The organism is Desulfogranum aggregans (assembly GCF_055398265.1).
This window is the reverse complement of record NZ_AP042447.1, coordinates 2,332,095-2,353,397: the sequence shown is the minus strand read 5'-3', so window position 1 is coordinate 2,353,397 and position 21,303 is coordinate 2,332,095. Positions and strand designations below refer to the sequence as shown.

Genomic DNA, 21,303 nt, shown 5'->3' with positions numbered 1-21,303 from the left:
GATGAACGGTAAGACCTGTATTTTTGTTGTTGGGATGCATCGAAGTGGTACTTCGGCGTTGACAGGTTTGTTGAAGCTCCTCGGGGTAGAGCTGGGCAAGCAGCTTATGGAACCCTTGGCTGACAATCCCAAAGGTTTTTTTGAAAACCAGCGAGTTTATGCCCTTAACGAGGAAATCCTAAAACACTTTGGCTCCCGTTGGGATGACCCATTTCTCTGTGGTCACAACTGGCTGCAACATAAAAATACAGTACCGTTTCAAAAGGAAGTGGAAGCATTCCTTGAGCAGGAATTTGCCGAGTCAACGCTGTTCAGTATCAAAGATCCACGTATTAGTATCCTTTTTCCTCTGTGGAAAAAGGCCTGTTTGGAACGCGATATCCAGCCGGTCTGTATCCTGCCGGTCCGTCATCCCATGGAAGTCGCGAGGTCACTAGAGGCGAGGGATGGCTTTTCCTTGAACAAAGGGCTGAACCTGTGGATGAATCATAGCCTCACCGCAGAGCGGGTGACCCGCGGCTGTTCACGCCTTTTTCTCTCATTTAACCAGTTGGTCAATGAGCCGGAGGGGGTCGTTGAGCGACTCATTGAAACTTTTGGGTTGCGCCATATAGTTCCTGAAAATTATTTAGAGGCAACCCACGGATTTGTTGAAAAGGGATTGAAGCACCACACCGGCGGTGAGGTCGAAGCAGAGGGAGGGGCCGGCTTGGTGGGAGAAGCGGTGAATCTCTTGATGGCAGCCTGTGATCGCGGTGAAGATGAACAGTTTATCCCGCGATTAAGTGCGCTCGGGCGACGCTACTTGAAAGAAAAAAACTTTTTTTTATTCCCTGATCTTGAACAGGTGCTTTCTGTATACAACGGACACCAGGAGGTGCAAAGGAAACTGGCTGCCTATCAGGAAGATAATGCCCAGGTACGCAAGCGTATTGAGGCGGTAACCAGCGAAAAGGCGGCATTGGCAGGCGAGAATGATCGCTTGCGCCAGGAAAAGGCTCAGCTCCAAAATGAAATGAAACGGATGGAGGAGACCCTGGCCTGGAGGCTCGCAGAAAAGGTGAGGAGAGCCAGAAAGGGTCTTATCGACAAGAGCAGTTACCCTGTAGCAGCGACGGGTTCATCAAGGAGTCAATCGGAAAGCCAAGAGATCCGTATAGATGGTGATGGCCAAATGGCCACAGAAAGGGCCAGAGTGGAAATAGGGTTAAAGCATATACCTAACAAGGATTGCCGAGGAAATGAAGCGTGGATGCTTGATATTACCGATGAGAACGGCGCTTCTCAGGTAGCGTGGGAAAAGTTATCTCATACCGGCGCGTTGCACCTGCAAAAAATGGATGAACAGTCTGCACTGCTCTTTTCTGCCGGTGACCGTGCGGTCTTTGATGTCCCCGCCACCAGCTGTTTTCAGTTTATGAAGCACCCTTGGAGCGGCATTCTTTCTGTCACTGTGCATGGTCTGGAGTATTCCTTTGATCTCTATTCGCCGTTAAGTGGTCGAGTGGAGATTGCCCTTTCTGACCTGGTTGAGGGTGATACTGATCAAGAGTTGTATACAACCCAACAGGAGCAAGAATGGCTTTCTGCTGTTCTCGCGGAGCAGCCTGCGGTTGTAGCCGTCACCCACCCAGAGTGGAGAGGCGTGCGTAGTGCCACGGAAAATCTTGTTTCCCATTGCTTATTTATTGAAGATAAGCTGAATGAATATTCTGCGAGCCGTTATGCAGATCTCCTGGTGCACTCTGGGTGCACGAAAGTGCTCATCAGCGGTTTCCCCCTGTCCTATGAATTGTTGGTGCGAAGGCTTCGGGAAAAAGCACCGGATGTTGAGATATATGTTTTTTGGCATAGTAGCTTTTTGCAATCCGATGAAGACTATGTCTGGCATGCATTTCTAACCATGAGCCGGTTGCATAAAGAAGGGGTGATCAGGAAGCTCGGCTTTGCCAAGAAAGGGATGGCTGAAGCTGTGGCGCGGACAGGGGCAAAGACCGGCTTCATTGCCAACTATGTTAAACGAGTACCGGAGGGGAAGATACGGCCGCTCAAGGAACCTCCCCATATTGGGCTATGGGCCTTGGCACCCATCTGGAGAAAAACCCCCTATGCCATGCTGGCAGCAACCGCTATGCTGGATCAGGCCAAGGTACATGTGGTAGGCCAAAACGAGAGAGCTGTTGAGTTTGCCCGTTTTTTTGGGATCGACTTGGTTCACAGAGCGGAACCGGTACCCCAGGAGGAAATGCCAGAGGCCCTGGCCAGGATGGATTTGAACCTCTACGTAACCCTGAGTGAGTGTGCACCTATGTTGCCCTTGGAGAGCTTGGCCGTAGGCGTTCCCTGTCTTCTTGGACCAAATTCTCACCTTTTTGAAGATCACCCTTATCTCCACTCCAGACTGGTTGTTCCTTATCCTGATCGCTCTGATGTCATCGCAGAGATGATTGCTCAGGCAATTTTTGAGCGAGGGCGCATAATCGAGGAGTATAAAGAATATATTTTAGGATATAATAACTTTGCAAAGCTGCATATGAATTTATTTTTAGATAATTAGTTTTTTTGAATAATAACGATTAAGGCTTAATTCAATAATATTTTTTGGTGTGTTAATTATGAGTCTGTATTGTCTTGAGGGAAAGAGGGTTCTTGTTACCGGAGCATGCGGAACTATTGGCTCAAGTCTTATAGAATTATTGCTTACAGGTGGGTATGAACCTGATGAAGTCATTGGCCTAGATAATAATGAGAGTGAATTGTTCTTTTTAGAGCAAAAATTTATTAAAGATAAAAGAGCCCAGTTTTATTTGGCTGATATTAGAGATCGTGAAAAAATTACAAGGAAGATGGCAGGTATAGATGTTGTGTTCCATTCTGCCGCATTAAAACATGTAATATTATGTGAACGTTCTCCCTATGAAGCGGTGCAGACAAATATTAATGGTGTTCAAAACGTCATTCTCGCAGCAACAGATTGTCAGGTTGAAAAAGTGATATTCACGAGTTCTGACAAGGCTGTGAACCCAACTAATGTTATGGGCACATCAAAGCTCATGGGGGAACGATTGATGACTGCCGCAAATAGTAACACAAGGGGCAAAGGCCCGATATTTGCATCAACAAGATTTGGGAATGTTCTCGGTTCTAGTGGGTCGGTAATTCCAATTTTTGCAAGGCAGATATTTACTGGCGGGCCTGTGACGTTGACCCATCCCGACATGACGCGTTTTGTGATGACAAAGGAACAGGCTGTCAAATTAGTCATAGATTCAGCTGCTATAGCACGCGGTGGTGGAGTGTTTGTTACCAAGATGCCTGTTGTTAAGATCAGGGACCTCGCTGAAGTAATGATATCGGAGTTAGCTCCAAAATATGGTTATGATCCAAAGGGGATAGAAATTGTTGAGATTGGTACAAAGCCTGGTGAGAAGCTCTACGAAGAATTAATGAGCGATGAGGAGATGCGAAGGGCTGTAGAATTGCCAGATTACTTTGTTGTCCTCCCGGCTTTTCGTGGTGTATATCGTGATATATCATATGACTATGAAAATATAATTTCGGATAAGGTGAGTAACCCATATAATTCATCTAATGAAAAACCTATGACTCAAAAGAGATTACTTGAGTTCTTGAGAGAGAATAATTTGTTGGTACAGACTGTTTCGGACGAACACCCGGCAAAACGTTATTGGCCAGGAGAAAATGATTAGAAAAACAGGACAGGTGATTCGTTGATATGCTTTTCTCGTTAAAGTTAATTTTTTTTTTCAGTTTGATATTTTTGTTATATGTTCATTTGTTGTACCCTGTTTTGCTATTTTTTTGGTCGCGAGTACCCCCTTTTTTTAAAAGCAAGCAACCCTTGTATGGTGATACTAAAGGTAATTTGCCGAAAATTTCAGTAATAATAGCATGTTATAATGAAGAAAAAGTGATTGGTGAGAAGATTGAAAACACTTTAAGCTTAAATTATCCAAATTCTTTACTTGAGATTTTTGTTTTTTCTGATGGTAGTGATGATTTGACTGATGAAATAGTACGTAGTTATGCCCATAAGGGTATTTGCCTGTTGCGTTACGAAGGGAGGATAGGGAAAACTGCATGTCAGAACTTGGCTTTTAGGGAAACCTCTGGCGATATTATTCTTTTTACTGACTCGTCGAGTATGCTCGATTCCAATTGTTTGCTAAGTGTAGCATCGAAGTTCTGTGATGAAAAAGTAGGGTGTGTAGTCGGGCGACTTGTTAACGTGGGTGAGGGCGTTGTGAATGGTGTCGCTCATGAAGAATCATTTTTTTTGCAATTTTCTCAATGGGTTAAAAGTCTTGAGGGCTTGGTCACTATGCCGGTTGGGGGGAGTGGGGCCTTGTTCGCTGTCAGGTCAAGTTTGGTGGTCGAGTTGCCAAAAGATGCAAATGACGATTTGTTGCGTCCTTTGTATGTTGTACTCCAAGGTTATCGAATTGTTTATGATGGAGCAGCTCTTGCTGTAGAGGCCTTGAGTGAGAGTTTTGAGGATATTTTTTCTCGGAAAAAAAGAATTGGAGAGAGAGCTGTTTATTCTTTGGTATTGGTAAAGGAGATTTTAAATCCTTTTAAATATGGCTTTTTTTCCTTGCAGGTTGTCACAAAGATTTTACTGAGAAGGCTGGTTTTTCCTGCACTGCTGGCATATATTGTGTCAGGTATCATATTGTCCATTGTTGGAATGAATTTTTACTATTTAGTAGCAGTAATTCCGCCTTGTTTAATTTTTATATTATCTGCATTTGGCAGGGCTGTTTGTCAAAATGATGGAAATAAATATTCTAGTAAAGCAAAAAAAAGAATCATTAGGTTGTGTTATTATTATGTTTTATCAATAAGTGGTGCTTTCTTGGGGCTGCTTAGTGGAATGAAAGGTAATAGGACTGTTCGCTGGGGGAGTTGAAGTGAGAAGGAAATTTTGGGGTCTTTCTCATATTTGCAGGATAAGGGGGCTTCTTGTATTATTTTAGCAAATTTAATTTAGAGGTTTGTCGGTAGGTGGTAAAGTGGTCATGTCGTAATTTTCCAAAAGCACGTCAAAGGGAAGATTGTCTTGGCGGAAAATTAAATTCAGTTTCAGAAGGCCTAGAGTTCTGTACTTTTTTTCAGTATGGCGCCGAAACGCAGTACTGCTAGGTCCTGCTAGAATTCCAATGGTCTATTCCTGAATATTTCTCAACCACTTGAACCTTAAGTTTCGGGTGCGCCAGGCAAAGTCTGGCTGATCTTGTAAGCTGAAAGGAGCTTACCATATAAATTGTTGGTTGGGTATGTAGGAAGCCGGGCGGTTGTATCTGGTAACAGTGCAGTCGAAGCCCCGGTGGACGAATCCATGAGCCGTAATGTAAATGAACCCGATTCGGCCTCGTAAATTCTATGGGAGTGGCCAGCCTGCCCGAAATGGTGAAGCCTGCACATGTCGTGAAGAAACCAACGCTTGCAGCGGCATGGCTCCTCGGGGTGTTTGGGGACGGCACGTGGAGAAAGAACAGTCAGGAACCTGGGAGGCCCACTGCCCTGAGGGTCGTACCCTGACGGCGTTGAGGGAATACATAACCTTGATTGCCGGGACAGTGGGAGTCGGAGAGGTCCATAGTAGTGTTGAAGCGGGGTAACTCCCGTGGAGCGAAGGGGCCTTACTGTTGATGTGTTTTGAAATCGGAAGGAGAGTGCCGCTTGTCTGAAAAGACCACTACGGAAGATGTAGACTCTTTGTTGTCGCCTGCCTTTCAGGTGAATCAACTTGGTCTGCCCGAACCACTCTTCAAGCTGAGGAAGAAACTGTACATCAAAGCGAAGCGGGAGCCGGGATTTCGGTTTTATTCTTTGTATGACCGGATTTACCGGCAAGACGTACTTGCGGCGGCCTGGGCTCTGGTGGTCCGTAACGGGGGTGCACCAGGGGTGGATGGAATAAGTACCAAGCAGATACAGACCTCTCCCGGTAGAGAGCAAGCCTTTCTTGAGGAGATACATACCCTGCTGAAGGCAAAGCTCTACAAGCCGCAAGCGGTAAGACGGGTAATGATTCCAAAGGCTAATGGCGGAGAACGTCCTCTGGGGATCCCCACAGTTCGTGACAGAGTTATACAGACTGCCGCCAAGCTGATTCTGGAACCAATCTTTGAGGCGGATTTCCTTAAAAGTTCCTATGGATTTCGACCAATGAGGTCGGCCCACGATGCACTGTCTGAAATACAGACCGTTGTCGAGAAGGGTTATACCGCAGTCTATGATGCTGACCTGAGGGCGTATTTTGATACCATTCCGCACGATAAGTTGATGGCGTGCATGGGAATGCGGGTATCGGATCGGAGTGTTCTTCGTCTGATTCGCATGTGGTTGAAAGCACCAGTGCAGGAATCGCCCAAGGGGCAGCGTCGACCACCGGGTGCTGATTGCAGGAAAATGGGGACACCGCAGGGGGGAGTAATATCGCCGCTGCTGGCCAACCTTTATCTGCACTGGTTGGACAAGAAGTTTCATGCTAAAGATGGACCGGCCTGCTTTGCCAAGGCACACATTGTCCGCTACGCGGACGATTTTGTTATTCTGGCAAGATACATTGGGCCGAAAATGCTTACTTGGGTGGAAGATACTGTTGAGGTATGGATGGGGCTGTCGATTAATAAAGAGAAGACCTCTGTCCGTAACCTCAGAAAAACTGGGGAGAGCTTCGATTTCCTTGGTTATACCTTCCGTTTCAAGCACAGTATGTATAATTCCGGACAGTCTTATCTCAGCGTCGAGCCGAGTGAGAAAGCCTGCTCTCGTCAGCGGGAATCTGTCCGCCAACTAGTGAACGCGCAGACGACGTATATTCCAATTGCGGAACTGGTCGCTCGAGTTAACCGTCAGGTGGCGGGGTGGAAGCACTACTTTAATCGTTTTCACCATGGAATGAGATTTCAGCGCATGAACTACTTTCTTTGCCACCGGTTTGTTAAGCACCTTAAACGTCGGAGTCAGCGTCCTGTCCGCCCACCGGAAGGGATGACATGGTATGGGTTTGTGTACGAGCACCTTGGCCTGATCCGTCTATAAAGCCTGACCTCCACCGCGAGAGTGATGATGTGAAAACAACAGGAAAGCCGGATGCGGGAAAATCGCATGTCCGGTTTGACGAGGGGGCGCTGATAGGACAAGCGACTTTTCAGACACGTAGTAGCCGCGTGCGGCGGGGCGTCTGTATAAGGTCTGGGAAATGCTGATTATTAGCGCTCTACTCTACAGTTAGTTCTACTCACTAAAATACTGTCATTAAAACAAGACATTTTCCGGCTCTTTTGAATTGTGTCAACTGCAACGCTCATGATCGTATCAACCAGCAAAAGCACGACATCTTCAGTCACGATGCCCACGTTACGTACTTTCTCCATGGCAAGGCTGGTCAAGCGTTGCAGTGCCTCAAGCAGATTAAGGTCTCTCATTTCGCTGCTGCAGGCGAAAAAGAGGGTCCCAAGGGTTCTCGGATCATCATGACATCGCTGCTCAAACGACAGGAATATGTATCGGGACATAGCGATGGTGATATGCGCTACCATTCCGTCATAATCACGCAACTGGGTTTCCCGTTCAAGATTCAGGTAGTGCTTCATCATTTTGAAGAACACCTCAATGTCCCAGCGCTTGCCGTAGATCCGCACTATTTCATCATCAGGCAAATCAATCCTGGTCGACAGCACCGCCAGCCATTTCCGTTTTTGGTGGTGACGAACGAAGACGATTTTGACCTGTTGCCCCTGTTTGGTCTCCGTTACCACACTGGCAAGTATTCTTGCCTTGCCGGGTCTTTTTTTCAACTGGCTAAACAGCCTGCCGAGAGTCAGCCACTTCCCCTGATAGCGATAGAATATCTTGGGCATATTTTTCGCCATGCAGATAACTGGCAAATATTGACCAAGAACCGCAAGCAGAGAAGGAAAACAGAACCAACTGTCCATCAGGATATAGTCGGCATGTACCCCCCTGGCCAGCACCCGTTTGACCATGGTTTCCAGGTGAGCAGTCGATTTGGTTATCGCCTCCTGCCTCCTTCTGTATCCACAACAGCGCTTATCCATCTGCTTACGGATTCCCTGGAGACGCTTGTCAGGCTTTGTCGAGGCGCACAGTACAAAATCCAACGGCAAGAAACTGGCTCCGTCAGACCAGCCCAGCGTCAACAGCCTGAAACCTTTGAGGCTCTTGCCGCTGTTATGGTCATAAATCCAGGACAGCAACTCTACAACTTTGGACCGAGATCTGTCGTAGGTACTGTCATCAAAAATCAGTACCTTTTCTCGCTGCTCATCAGTCAGCACATCAAAGAAGCGAACAACGAGCTCAACCAAGCCGAGCATGAACTTCCGCCAGTTATGCTTTGGGCTCTTGAGGAAATCGTAGGCAGCATCCTTCTGGAACCCCAGTGCGGGGTTGCCAACAATTCCCTGGGCAAAGTTCACCCCTTGAAATGGCAGCAAGAAGATGACAGTAAACAACTCCAGCGGCTTGGCTCCTCGCATTTTGCTGATGCCGCTGCGGTTAAGCAGGGTACCGACCTTGAAGTCACTGATAAAGGATGCAACCCGATCATGCAGTCGCTTTGCTTCTTGCTGCTCGTAGTATTGTTTGGTAATGTCCATTTAAGCCTTTCCTTTTTGATATTGTTGACTTTTTCGCAGAAATCAATGTGTCAAAAAGTGAAAGGCTTTTCACGTTAATATCTAATAATTTTATATGGTTGCCATGCGAAAAGTCGCTTGGCTCAACAAGTAAGAAACTTGAGTTGAAATTAAATAGGGTTTACTGAACAACGATTAACCGTTTACAGCTTCGATGACTACGAACCCGGCCAAAAGGTAAACAAGTTGATGAGGCGTCCACCAAACACTCGCAAATGCAAATCGAGCTTTTGTTCTTTGAAAAAGTAATAAAATGATGATGGACAGCCATCGCTTCGGGTTCATTACCAAGAAACTGATCACAATTGCGGTTTCACTGTTACAAGACAGCTTGATTATGATCCGGTTCAAACTTTAGCGGCGTTTGCCATGACCGAACTTGCCCTCAACCGCATTTCTATCAATTTCATCCTGCCTTGCCTGCTATTTCGCTACTTGCAGTGCTTTGGCATTTTCATGGACCACTTTTGGCGGTCAGTCAAGCCTGGATCCAGGTAACCGAATCTGGTGGTGCTTGCAATATCTTCGATTTTCACGGTTACGAAAAAAGATCAGAGGCTTGGTGGAAGGTGGTTATGCCAACATTATTCTGAAGCTGTGTTGCGCCAAATACAATTCAAAATGTGATTACCAACGAACTTCAGCCAACTTTAGTAGACGCTGTGGCATCGGCGGCGTTCGCATTGCCATGAATGCCAACCTGTCGACCATGGTATGCAACTCAAATCTTCGGTTGAACCGATAGCAGAACTCAGCAAGATACCTTGGCAGGTGACGGGAGCTCACATGGTGGTAAGTACCATGTAGCCCATTTTTAACATTGCCGATCATGACATTGACCCATTTGAAAACACCATACTCATCATATCCTTTGTCTGTATATGCTATGATTGGTTCGTGCTTGCAGCCCGCCTTCTTTATTCCAGGGAAGCAGTTAAGGCCATCAGATACCACCAGCGTGTTGGGAGCTAAATGCACCTTTGCCCATGCTTTGAGCTCTTGTTGTGTAAAACCTTTTACACGGCTCAGGCGCATTTTTACCGGATGCCCCTCCTCGGTAAGCGAGACAGACGCCACAAAGGGTGTTTTTCCCGTTGCGCCGCGGCCTCGAATGCCGTCCTTTTTCTTGCCGCCCCAGTATGCATCATCAATCACAACCAATGCTTGCAATGGTTGGGTGTCGTCTCTTTCTTTCATTGCCTGCTGGAGCTTATGCTTCATGCGTAACGCAGTGTTTGCAGAAACGCCAAGGGGCCGCCCCAGGCTTAACGAAGAGATACCGCTCTTTGACTGGGTAAGCAGGTATATCGCAAGAAACCAAACGGTGAGCGGCAACTTGGTTGCCGCAAATATGGTCCCGGCAGTCAAAGATGTTTGGGCATGGCAATAATTGCACTGGAGAACTTTACGTAATGCAATGTGGCAATGTCCGGGGTGGCCCCATCGCGGGCATTTAAACCCATTGGGCCACCGAAATGTAAACAAGGCTTGGTAGCATTTTGCTTCGTCGCCATACTGGGAAAGAGAACTGGTTAAACCCAAGCCCTTCTGAAATTGAATTTGATTTTTCGCCATGTCTATCCTCCGCTTAATTTGCTCTTGGAGAATTATGACATAGCGGGTTTGTCATATAGTGACGAACCCCCAAAATAAATGTGGCTGAAAATCAGTGGTAATCACAATTCAAAATTTGACGCATTTTTTGATGGGTACGAGGAACAGGTCAGGGATTAAAAAAGACAAAGGGCGAAAAGCTCCATGTCGTCTAATGATTCTATATTCATCGTATGCTCCCTTTTTTCAACGTCATAGTGGGGGGGTGATAAAGGGTCTGTGCTGGTTAGTCCCACAGCGTGCGAGTTGTCAAAGATCATGAGCCAATGTGTTTCGGCTCAAGACACATTATTAAGGAAACCCTGAAATAGAATGAAAAACAACAATCACATTTTAATTCTTGGTGCAGACGGTTACCTGGGTTGGCCCACGGCTATGTATTTTTCAAAACTTGGCTATCAGGTTACCGCAGTGGATAATTACTTCCGCCGTAATGCCTGCACCGAGCTAGATGTTGGCATGCTTTACCCTGTTCCTACACTTATTGAACGCGCCAAAATTTGGCATAAAAAGACAGGTAAAGAAATCAAAGTAGTGATCGGAAACCTGCAGGAGCCAGAACTGATGCGCTCCTTTTTTGAGGGACGGGTACAATATCAATGGGCTATTGACGATACCTTTACGGGAATCCCGAAAACCGTTGTTCATTATGCAGAGCAACCATCTGCTCCCTACTCACTCTTGAACTACAAATATGCGAATACGACTATCGTCAATAATCTGCTTATCACCAACAACTTAATGTTTGCTATCCGTGACTTGAGCCCCGAAACCCATGTGGTTCATGTAGGAACCATGGGAGAATATGGCACTCCAAATATTGATATAGAAGAAGGTTGGCTTGACATTGAGCACAAGGGCAGAAAGGATAGGTTCTTATTTCCCAGGCAGGCTAGTTCTCTGTACCACACTACAAAGATCATGGACACGGATCTTATGTGGTTTGCTGTTCGCATGTGGGGGCTACAGATAACTGACTTAATGCAAGGACCTGTTTATGGAATAGAAACACCGGAATCTGCAATAGATGAACGTTTAAAAACAATATTCAACTATGATGAAATATTCGGTACGGTTTTAAACCGGTTCATAACCCAGGCCATTGTAGGATATCCGCTGACAGTGTATGGTAAGGGGGGACAGACTAGAGGATATATAAACATTAATGACACTCTGCAGTGCATCCATAAAAGTGTCACGAATCCGCCCAACAAAGGTGAACTTAAAATTTACAATCAAATCATGGAAACCTTCTCGGTAAATGAACTTGCCCGAAAAGTTCAGAAAGTAGGAAGAGAATTAGGCTATGCTGTCGAGATAAAAGAGATTGAAAACCCCCGTAAAGAAGCAGAAGAACATTATTACAATCCAACTTATCAGGGGTTACTCGACCTTGGAGTTGAACCGCATTACTTAACAGATAAATCGCTGAAGGCTATGTTTCATGTCGTTGAAACGTCAAAAAAAAATATACGAAAAGACGTTATATTTAGGGGCGTGAAATGGTAATGAATTGGCTCATCACTGGCGGATGTGGATTTATCGGCAGAAAGGTCATTAAGGATCTCGTTAATGAAGGTGGTCACAATATCCGAGTAGTAGACAATCTATCTGTAGGTACTCGCGAGGAACTAGGTAGTGTATGCACTTTTGTTGAAGGTAATCAACCGACACCATTTCGCGATGAAGGGGCGGTCCAATTGATAGCTGGCGACATACTGGATGAGGCGTTGGCTGTAAGTTGCTGTGATGGCATTGATGTTCTCCTCCATCTTGCAGCCAACACCGGCGTCCCTTTGTCAGTTGAAAATCCTCGTAAGGATTGCGTTACAAATGTCATTGGTACTTTTAATTATCTTGAGGGTGCCAGAATTCACAAAGTGAAGCGCTTCATATTTGCTTCAAGCGGGGCCCCTGCCGGTGAGTGTACACCACCTATCCATGAAGAGATGCCACCTCACCCAGTTTCACCATACGGAGCAAGCAAGCTTGCTGGAGAAGGCTATTGTTCTGCGTACTCAAGGACCTTTGACATTGAGACAGTAGTACTTCGATTTAGCAACGTATACGGGCCTTTTTCGGGAAAAAAAAACAGTGTAGTGGCTAAATTTATAAAGAAGATTGAAAGCAATGAGCCAGTAATAATTTATGGTGATGGTAGTCAGACTCGAGATTTTCTTTACATAAATGACCTGGTTAAGGGCATTCGTATCGCAGCAGAGAAACCTGGCATAGGGGGCGAGACCTTCCAGATAGCAACAAGTGAAGAGACTACTGTTGGCTGGATTGCCGAGCATCTTGTTAACATATATGCAAAAAAAGATCCTACGAAGTCAATTAAACTTGAATACGCAGAAAAAAGATTAGGCGATGTGAAGCGAAACTTTTCGGATACGACAAAAGCAAAAAATATACTGGGCTGGCAGGCAGAAACAACACTGGAAGAAGGTCTCTTAAAAACTGTAAATTGGTACCGTGGATTGGCAATAGAGAAGAGCTGAGATACGAGACAGGTCTTACATGAGGATACTATCGTTTTGTCAGCTTATCCCTTACTATGGCATGCTTTGCTTTTCAGAGACCAGTTTCATTTTTCATCTCAAGATTCTGGTTTGACTGAAAATCTAAAATCATTACGTATGGCGGCTTGATCCGACATATTAGTATCGCTATGAGTCGTTATGTTTTCCTGCCAGATAAGCAACGCTATCATGATGACCCCAAAACGCGCTCGGTTCCCTTTTCTATGCCTGCAGTGACGAGAAAGATGACCTCAGCATGGTCGAGACAATGCGGCGAATAGCCAGGCTTTGCCTTAAGTGCAACATCAAGCAACAGCTTATTTACAGTAGCATATGAAAACTCAGAAACTTGAGTTTAAACAAATAAATGGAAAACGCTTTTTCAAATAACAATTTCAGGATGATTGAGCCACCGACGCAACAATTTCGAAAACTAGAATTTGAGGTTACGTTGGTTGATATCGGCACTGAGTAAGCCTTTTACAAACGTTTGCCGTAAGAAAAAAATGCGAAAAAATATACTAGACAATATAAAGTTCTGGCAACCGCATGTGCCACATATCTCGCCTATTAAAAAAACAGTAAATACATCCATAAAAATCGCTGCTATCGTTAGTGAACGACTGTTTCACGGGTTCCGCTACGAATGCAATTTACTTTTGCTGACAGAAAATAGTTGGGAAGAAACCATGATGCATGGTGGACCTGACCTCTTGTTAGTAGAATCTTGCATTGCTACAGCTACAGGAGATTGGCATCTACCTCTAAATAATTTATCAAAAGGTCCAAGTGATGTCATTAGAATTCTTAGTTTAGCGAAGAAGAATAATGTACCTTCTGTTTTTTGGATTACTCAAGATTTCCAGTATATTGAACACTACAAAAATATTGCAGCATATTTTGATTATGTTTTTTGTGCAGACACTCGATCAGTAGAAGCACTCTGTAACGCAGGGATAAAAGCTACTGTTTTGCTACCAGCTATCCAACCTGCAATCTACCACCCCTTCCGTGAATATGATTTTTCTAGAAGTGCCTCTCTTAATGTTCTTTATGACGGCATATGTGACCTTGAGGAGTACGGCGAACACGTAACTCTACTAAAAGATGTAAAAAAATATGGTCTGTCTATTATAGAGTCAAGGTATAAATTACTTAAGGGAAGAATTTCTTTTTTTGATGATCTCAACAATAATATTCTTGGTTGTGTTACATTTGCTAGCCGCATTGTTGCGCTCAAATATGCATCTGCGTTTTTAATGATATCAAAAAGCTTGGCAACGCGTACAACTCAACAATGGATGGCTTTGGAATGTGCTGCTTGCAGAACACCTGTTTTACATTTAGGGGAATTATTAAAAGATGACATTAGAAAAGACATTGTTGCTCAACATAAAAATAACTCAGATATTCTCACAGAATTATATCGTTTCAAAGAAGATGACTTATACAGAGAAAAACTTGCTCACCTCGCTTGGAGAAAAGTTAATTCAGAGCATACTTTTACCCATCGATTTCAAACAATTTGCCAGGCTGCTAGTGTTCCCTTAATTAATAACAGCTTGCCACTCATTTCAACATTATTTGCTTCAAAGCGAGAAAGTCATATTGAAAATTGTATAAAAACATTTAAAAATCAAAAATATAAAAACAAAGAAATGATAATTATTTACAACGGACCATTATCATCCTCTATAACAAAAGCTAAAATAGAAGAAAAAGATTGTAACATTCGGTTACTAGTTGTCCCAGAAGAAACAACATTAGGTTTATCCATTAATATGGGTGTAGCTTCTGCTAATGGCAGTTATTGCTTTAAAATGGATGATGATGACTTGTATTCTGAACATTACATTTCTGACATGATGTTATACACAAAAGCACTAGACATTGATCTATTTGGAAAATCTCAATCTCGTTTTACATACTATGAGTCAGATGAGTCCTACTGGTACACAAAAAAGAGCAATAGATCACCACTTTGTCTGATACCATATAATCACCAAAAATATCCTGGAAAAATGTATGTATCAGGAAATACCATTGGTGCAACAACACAACTTATGAAAAAATACCCATGGGACAATGACATTCCAAAAGGGTCAGACAATGTCTTTCTTGCCTCTATAGACACACCTGTAAACATTGTGACAACTGATGTATTTAATATGGCTGTTGTCCGTAGAAAAAAATCATTCAACCATACATGGCAAATCGACGAAGAAGAACTAAAGCATAACTCAATCAAAATATCTTCAAGGAAGGAAGCCCCTTGCTTTATTGTTTAATGTAGCCGATTATTAGTTTTTTTAAAAAAAATGTAGTATTACATACTACAACACTCGTTTAAATTTCGGAAAAATATATACAAAACTGATACCTGCTATGAAAAACCGCAAACACATCATTGTCATCATTGGACCTAGCAGGTCAGGAGCCTCTATCCTCATGCAATTATTGGATAGCTTTGGCATGACTGTTTCAAAGGATATGATTTCTGCTGAAGAGCATAATCCATTTGCTCCATATGAAGACTCGGAGATATTTGCGCTCCAATCGAAACTAACTAAGCATCTGTCTCCAACAACTATGCCACCCCCTGACGGTTGGCTTAGCAAAGGAGTCACCAATAAAATAAAGTTTCGTTTGAAATCTATTATTTCTGACAGGCTAAGGGATAATTCTACTATTTTTGGGTTCAAAGATCCCCAAACAGCATTGTATATTCCTATGTGGACTCAGGTTTTCAACGAACTAGACCTTATCCCTTTATATATTCTCGCGACGAGGCAACCGAAAAGTGTTGTAGCGTCAATGCCAAGACAAGAGGCTCATAGCCCGAGCACAAGGGAATTGTTCTGGCTAACCAACATTACAGAGGCAATTTATCAAACTGGTAGTAATTGCTTCATCGTCCACTACGAAGACTGGTTCACAAATAGAGCACCTGAAGTGGCTAAAGAGCTTCTTAGATATACAAAGTTAGATAGCTTTTGGGGTAACGATGCGGACATAACTCAAATTATAAGAAAAATTATTAAACCGTATGTTAATCGGGCTGTTCTTAATGACGACGAAGTAACGAACAGATACGTAATAAAATTGCAAGCGCAATTAGAAAAATGTCGTGGGGATCAATTTGATCGACACGCTCTCATGGATGCGATAATGGAATGTCGTGCTGCGATGGACGAATTTTCAGGTTGGGCAATCGAGGCACAACGCGTCTATAAACACAGCGGTAATTTTGAGCCCAATAAGCTTAAGAAGGACTTGGAAAAATCTGTTTTAAATGCCAACAAATATCTTCAAGAATGTATCGATTTAAGGGATGAAAACGAAAACCATCGTATTAAAATATTAGCTCTGAATTCAGAAATGACTGAAGTTCAACAAAAATTAAATGATAAAGATCAAAAACTTATTGCATTAAGAAACTCTCCCACCTTTCAAATAGGACAAGTCATTGTGAAAGCATTAACTAAACCGGGTAAGAATACATTTTTATTACCTTTTTACTTGCTACAAATTCTGTTGACCGCAAAAGGTGCCAAAAAGTAACAAAATTAGTCTCCTCCTTGCTCCTCTCTTATTTGGTACCCCTCCATTTGCTCGCAATCTCATGTTCATTTGCAGGCGACAACTCTAGAGAGATTATAAATCCTTTTGAAAAAAAGTTTTGTGTCTTTTAAGTCTCAATTTACCAGGGCCTGAATTGGGCTAATGTGACCGATTGTTTTTTTTGCAATATGATGATTGTATATCTGATTGTATTTAAATTATTTTAAGGTGATTTGATCGGAAAATAGTGGTTAAAATTATGAATAAATCAGCAATAAACAAAAACACAGAATATCGATCAGACATAGATGGCCTTCGAGCAATTGCTGTATTAAGTGTTTTGTTCAATCACGTTGAAGTCCCTTTCTTTCAAGGTGGTTTTGTTGGTGTTGATATCTTTTTTGTCATAAGTGGCTTCTTGATTACTCGTTTGATACTTGTTGAAATCGAGGCTTCCGGAAAATTTAGTTTCTCAAATTTCTATGTACGCAGGAGCAGACGACTCTTACCGGTATTGTTTGTAACATTATTATTGTGTTATTTGTTCGCTTTTCTCCTTTTTTCTGATGAACAATTTAACTATTTTACCAACTCCTTTTCTGCCGCCGTATTAAGTGTCTCAAATTTTTATTTCTGGAATACCGTTGGGTATTTTGACTTAGATGCTTCATTGAAGCCTTTACTCCATTTGTGGTCTTTAGCTGTCGAGGAACAATTTTATCTGTTTTGGCCGTTATTCCTCGTTGTTATTATAAAAATAAAGAAATCATTACCCGTAGTCTTAATTGTTATTGGTGGAGTAAGTTTTTTTTTAAATTGGGTAATTATTCAGACACAATTAGTACATAATCTAGCGTTACCAGCTTATGTAACATCGCTGCTGTCAGCGGGTCAAGAAACAGCTTTTTATATGCTCCCATTTCGTGTGTTCGAATTCGTTATAGGAGGTTTGATGGTTTGGGCTACCAAGCGTCAACCTGCACCGAATAGTGTGCGTGAAATCAGTTTGGCTGTAGGGCTCATAATTATTGCCTATTCCGTATTAACATTGAATGATCAAAGTATATTTCCATTCTATAACGCGCTTCTGCCCTGTATCGGCGCTGCATTTGTAATTTGGGGGGGAACTTCACGTTATCTAGGAATGATACTGAGGAATTTGTTCACTGCTCAAATCGGATTAATCAGTTACTCATTGTATTTAGTGCACTGGCCTATCATTGTATTCTGGAAAAGTTGGACTCTAAGAGCTTTGACCCTCGAAGAACAGGTGATGGTTGTCTGCGCATCAATGACGCTTGCGTATATTTTCTACAAATTTATTGAACAGCCTTTTCGTAATCAGGGTCAAATATCGAATAAACGATTGGCGAAAAGCCCAACTTTTCTGGTTGGAGTGACTTTTCTTGCATTACTCACATCAGGGTTAGGGTACATATCTCCGAGATTCTTCGATAGTCGTATTCCTGAAGAGAGAATCACTAAAACAAATTCCGAATGGCGTAGTTTGCAACTTCGCAATTATTGTATGACCTTCGCCCCGGATATGCCTAGAGATCTTCTAACATGCCAAAATTTCAGGAATTCTGATCGAGATATTTTCATATGGGGTGATAGCCATGCATTGCATCTAGTAGGCGGAATGTCAGCCACTTTTCCAAATTACAACATATACATAGCGTACTCTACGGGCTGTACACCACAAAATGGATTTGGCAACTATGTCAGATCTTTGAATGGCCGTGAGGACCTCCAAGCAAAGTGTATTGAGCGAAACAAAGCAATGATGGCATTCCTTTCAGATTATAAACCGACAAACGTGATCTTGACGAGTGCCAAACGTGGTTCTCCTGATGTGGTTGCCAATTCTTCAAATATCATTATTCGAAAGTTAAAAAACAGGGGGCATAATGTCCTTTTGCTAGGTGATTTTATTCGACCAGGTAATAATATCTCCCTTTGCGCTAGTGTTCCTCGATATCTGATTTCTAATGAAGCAATTGAAAGGCGATGCGTCCCGGATCAAAGCAGAGTAGAACGAGAGTTAGCATATAATGAAACTATCGAGCAGTTAGTTCCAGAATTTATTCAAGTGAGAGATGTCCAGTGTCCCAATAATACATGCAATTTTTTCATGAAAAATGGTCAATCAACTCATCGAGATCACCATCATCTCTCACCGGATGGATCGATTTACTGGCTTTCTCAATTGAAGAAACGGTTAAATTTCCAGTAGATTTTATTAGAAAAGAGAGATTATTGTCGTTTGATTGATCAATATATGGATCAGGTAAACGAGTATGTACAAATTTTAAAACGATTTCTACTGATCAAAAATGATGCAAACAATGAATAAAGGAGCACATGAAGTGCTTGGCAAACATAAGCTCAAACAGTATTTTGCTCTGTGTTTCATGAAGAATAACTTTGGAACAAAAAATGCGTATTGTGAAGCCTGGGAAATGATGCTCTTGGCCAGATAGCAAGAAAGCTGTTCAATCAATACGCTTACAAAGGCTAACCACCTCCTCAAAGTTCACCCCAATACTTAATGCAAGGTTCAACCTTCAATTATCTCGATTGCCGCAGCTATTGACTTAGAAGTCCAGTTAAAGGTTATCGGGAATCAATGCCACGGTGTTGACAATAATCTAATAAGAGTTAGTGGAGCTACCCTAATGGAAGAGGCTTTCAATAAATCCGGCGAGGAATCTAATCGGCCACGAAACGTATTTGTTCTTTCCACGGGGCGATGTGGATCGAAAACTTTTGCAAAGGCATGTACTCATATATCCAACTTTACATCGGGCCATGAGACTCGGTGCACAAAACTTGGTGATGAACGCCTAGCTTACCCTGACTTCCATATCGAAATCGACAATCGATTGGCATGGTTTTTGGGAAGGATTGATGAAAAATACGGGAACGACGCTGTCTATGTTCATCTATACAGGGCTGCAGAGGATGTAGCTGAGAGCTATAACAAACGTTGGACGTACCCAAGAATGATTGTTCTGGCATACGCTCGCGGTATACTCCAATCTCGCCTTCTTGGAATCGACCCCTGTCTCGACTATATTAGAACAGTCACTGAAAACATTAACTTATTCTTAAAAGATAAAACCCAAATTTTTCATATTGATATTAGCAACCCCAAGGTCGAGTTCGAACAATTCTGGACGCATATTGGTGCTGAAGGAGACCTACAGAAGGCTCTTGCCGAGTTTGACTCACGTAGCAATCTAAGTTTTTTAGATCTTGGCCCCGAAAAGGAAGCACCTCAATTCGAGGACTCCAAAGAAAAGATTATCTATCAGCTTGAGCGCATCATTGCAATGTTTCACAAAGAACGTGATGACCTTTTCAAAATGCGGGATGACCTTAAGTCGGCCTTTAATAAACAGATAAAGTACAAGGATCGAGAAATTAATACTCTCCGCCTAAAATTAGATCGAGAAAGGCAAACCGTCGAGGAACAATTAGATCAAGAAAGGCAAACCGTCGAGGAACTTAAGAAACGTATATCTGTTGAACAAAAGTCTGCACAAAAATACAAAAACACTATCAAGAGAATCAGAAGCTCTACCACTTACCGTCTGAGAAATGTGATCAGCAAGCATACCCGAACACCTTTGGGACTGGCAAAACTACCATTTGCTGCTACTGGAGTTGGTATCATGCATTTCCAGAAAAAACTGAAATTGCGAAAAGGTCCCTCTCCTATACCTAAACGTGTTGTTTTTGAAGCATCATTGATTGAACAGAAAAAAACAACAAAAAAAGCAATTAAGTTCTTGCAATTACATGGAAGTGACAATGACAACAACGTCTCAGTCCTCTTTTATGCCAATAAATATATAAAAAATGACACGAAATGGACTCAGAATGTTAACTCTTACCTAAAACAATTTCAACTTGCTCCATTACAACTGCAGCAGGGTAAAAAACCACTTTTTTATAGAATTTCATCGAATCCCGGGTATTCCCTTGCAGAGGGACCTAAGGTAAGCGTTATAATGCCCGCTTTCAATTCTGAGACAACGATTGCTCACTCCATCTCTTCCATTCTCAATCAAACGTGGAAAAACATAGAACTTATCATCGTAGATGATGCTAGCACTGATGATACATGGCAAATCATACAATCCTTGGCCACCGAAGATTCAAGGATTAAAGTTCTCCGTAACACTGTTAACGTCGGACCTTATGTTTCAAAGAACCGAGCCCTGATGCATGCAACAGGTACTTATATTACAGGTCATGACGCCGATGACTGGTCTCACCCACAGCGTATCGAACAACAATTATCGCCCTTGCTCGCTGAACCAGGGATAAAATTCAGCATCGCCTATATGATTAGGGTAACTGAGCAAGGTCAATTTACAAACTTCTGCGTAAAAGGAGGAAAAACTTCGTTTGACGGAGCTGCTCGACTAGCATCTATCTCGGCATTATTTGAGGCAAAAACATTCAAGGAAAGATTGGGGCACTGGGATTCAATCCGATTTGGTGCTGATAGCGAGTTAATCGAAAGAGCACGCAAGATATTTGGTCCGGCATTTCAAGCCACCCAAACCATAGCTATGATTTGTCTTGATACTCCAAACAGTCTTACTAATCATACTACCCACGGAATTCGGCCCCACGGCGGAGGATTATCGGAGGTGCGAGCAAAATATCGTGATTCTTTTTCACGTTGGCATGCGACTCTGAGCGAAGAAAAAGCTTATATAGATTTTCCAGAAAAACACAGAAAATTTGCAGCTCCTCCTGAAATGTTAGTTGATCTTTCCACTATTCGTGAAGTAAAGAACTCACCTATAGAGTAAACTGATTGGTATCAGCAGAGGAAGCCTATATTACCGGCCCAAACCAGTGTTAGCTAACGACTTGCTAATATCCGTTAGGTAGAGAGG

Annotated in this window: 12 protein-coding genes; 10 read left to right on the top strand and 2 right to left on the bottom strand. The window is 42.8% G+C overall.

Annotated elements, in window-relative coordinates; genetic code table 11:
* Position 1 precedes the first annotated feature (1 nt).
* The 4 genes from ACZ52Z_RS10430 to ltrA all read left to right on the top strand — a co-directional run bounded on the left by ACZ52Z_RS10430 (position 2) and on the right by ltrA (position 7,071).
* Entirely contained in the window at positions 2-2,557 is a 2,556-nt protein-coding gene (locus ACZ52Z_RS10430) for a hypothetical protein (protein WP_464270678.1), read from the top strand.
* A gap of 58 nt (positions 2,558-2,615) precedes the next feature.
* Positions 2,616-3,710, top strand: coding sequence for an SDR family NAD(P)-dependent oxidoreductase (locus ACZ52Z_RS10425; RefSeq protein ID WP_464270677.1), 1,095 nt, complete (start codon positions 2,616-2,618; stop codon positions 3,708-3,710).
* A 152-nt stretch (positions 3,711-3,862) separates the two neighbouring features.
* Complete coding sequence (locus ACZ52Z_RS10420; RefSeq protein ID WP_464270676.1) at positions 3,863-4,930, top strand: glycosyltransferase; 1,068 nt, start codon at positions 3,863-3,865, stop codon at positions 4,928-4,930.
* A 773-nt stretch (positions 4,931-5,703) separates the two neighbouring features.
* Positions 5,704-7,071 (top strand): group II intron reverse transcriptase/maturase, encoded by a 1,368-nt coding sequence (gene ltrA, locus ACZ52Z_RS10415; RefSeq protein ID WP_464270675.1) that lies wholly within the window; start codon positions 5,704-5,706, stop codon positions 7,069-7,071.
* A gap of 170 nt (positions 7,072-7,241) precedes the next feature.
* On the opposite strand, the gene ACZ52Z_RS10410 is transcribed toward ltrA, so the two are convergent.
* Together ACZ52Z_RS10410 and ACZ52Z_RS10405 are read right to left on the bottom strand one after the other, a co-directional pair.
* Entirely contained in the window at positions 7,242-8,651 is a 1,410-nt protein-coding gene (locus tag ACZ52Z_RS10410; protein WP_464270674.1) for an IS4 family transposase, read from the bottom strand.
* A gap of 666 nt (positions 8,652-9,317) precedes the next feature.
* On the bottom strand, positions 9,318-10,265 hold the full coding sequence (locus ACZ52Z_RS10405) for an IS1595 family transposase (RefSeq protein ID WP_464270673.1): 948 nt from the start codon (positions 10,263-10,265) through the stop codon (positions 9,318-9,320).
* A gap of 351 nt (positions 10,266-10,616) precedes the next feature.
* On the opposite strand from ACZ52Z_RS10405, the gene ACZ52Z_RS10400 reads away from it, so the two are divergent.
* The 6 genes from ACZ52Z_RS10400 to ACZ52Z_RS10375 all read left to right on the top strand — a co-directional run bounded on the left by ACZ52Z_RS10400 (position 10,617) and on the right by ACZ52Z_RS10375 (position 21,216).
* Positions 10,617-11,813, top strand: a complete 1,197-nt coding sequence (locus tag ACZ52Z_RS10400; RefSeq protein ID WP_464270672.1) for an NAD-dependent epimerase/dehydratase family protein — start codon at positions 10,617-10,619, stop codon at positions 11,811-11,813.
* On the top strand, positions 11,813-12,805 hold the full coding sequence (locus tag ACZ52Z_RS10395; RefSeq protein WP_464270671.1) for an NAD-dependent epimerase/dehydratase family protein: 993 nt from the start codon (positions 11,813-11,815) through the stop codon (positions 12,803-12,805). Before ACZ52Z_RS10400 ends, ACZ52Z_RS10395 begins: the two co-directional genes overlap by 1 nt.
* A gap of 527 nt (positions 12,806-13,332) precedes the next feature.
* A complete protein-coding gene (locus ACZ52Z_RS10390; RefSeq protein WP_464270670.1) occupies positions 13,333-15,114 on the top strand; it encodes a glycosyltransferase in 1,782 nt (593 codons plus the stop codon).
* A gap of 97 nt (positions 15,115-15,211) precedes the next feature.
* Entirely contained in the window at positions 15,212-16,387 is a 1,176-nt protein-coding gene (locus ACZ52Z_RS10385; RefSeq protein ID WP_464270669.1) for a hypothetical protein, read from the top strand.
* 259 nt (positions 16,388-16,646) lie between these two features.
* Positions 16,647-18,623, top strand: coding sequence for an acyltransferase family protein (locus ACZ52Z_RS10380; RefSeq protein WP_464270668.1), 1,977 nt, complete (start codon positions 16,647-16,649; stop codon positions 18,621-18,623).
* A gap of 442 nt (positions 18,624-19,065) precedes the next feature.
* On the top strand, positions 19,066-21,216 hold the full coding sequence (locus tag ACZ52Z_RS10375) for a glycosyltransferase (protein ID WP_464270667.1): 2,151 nt from the start codon (positions 19,066-19,068) through the stop codon (positions 21,214-21,216).
* Positions 21,217-21,303: the final 87 nt, after the last annotated feature.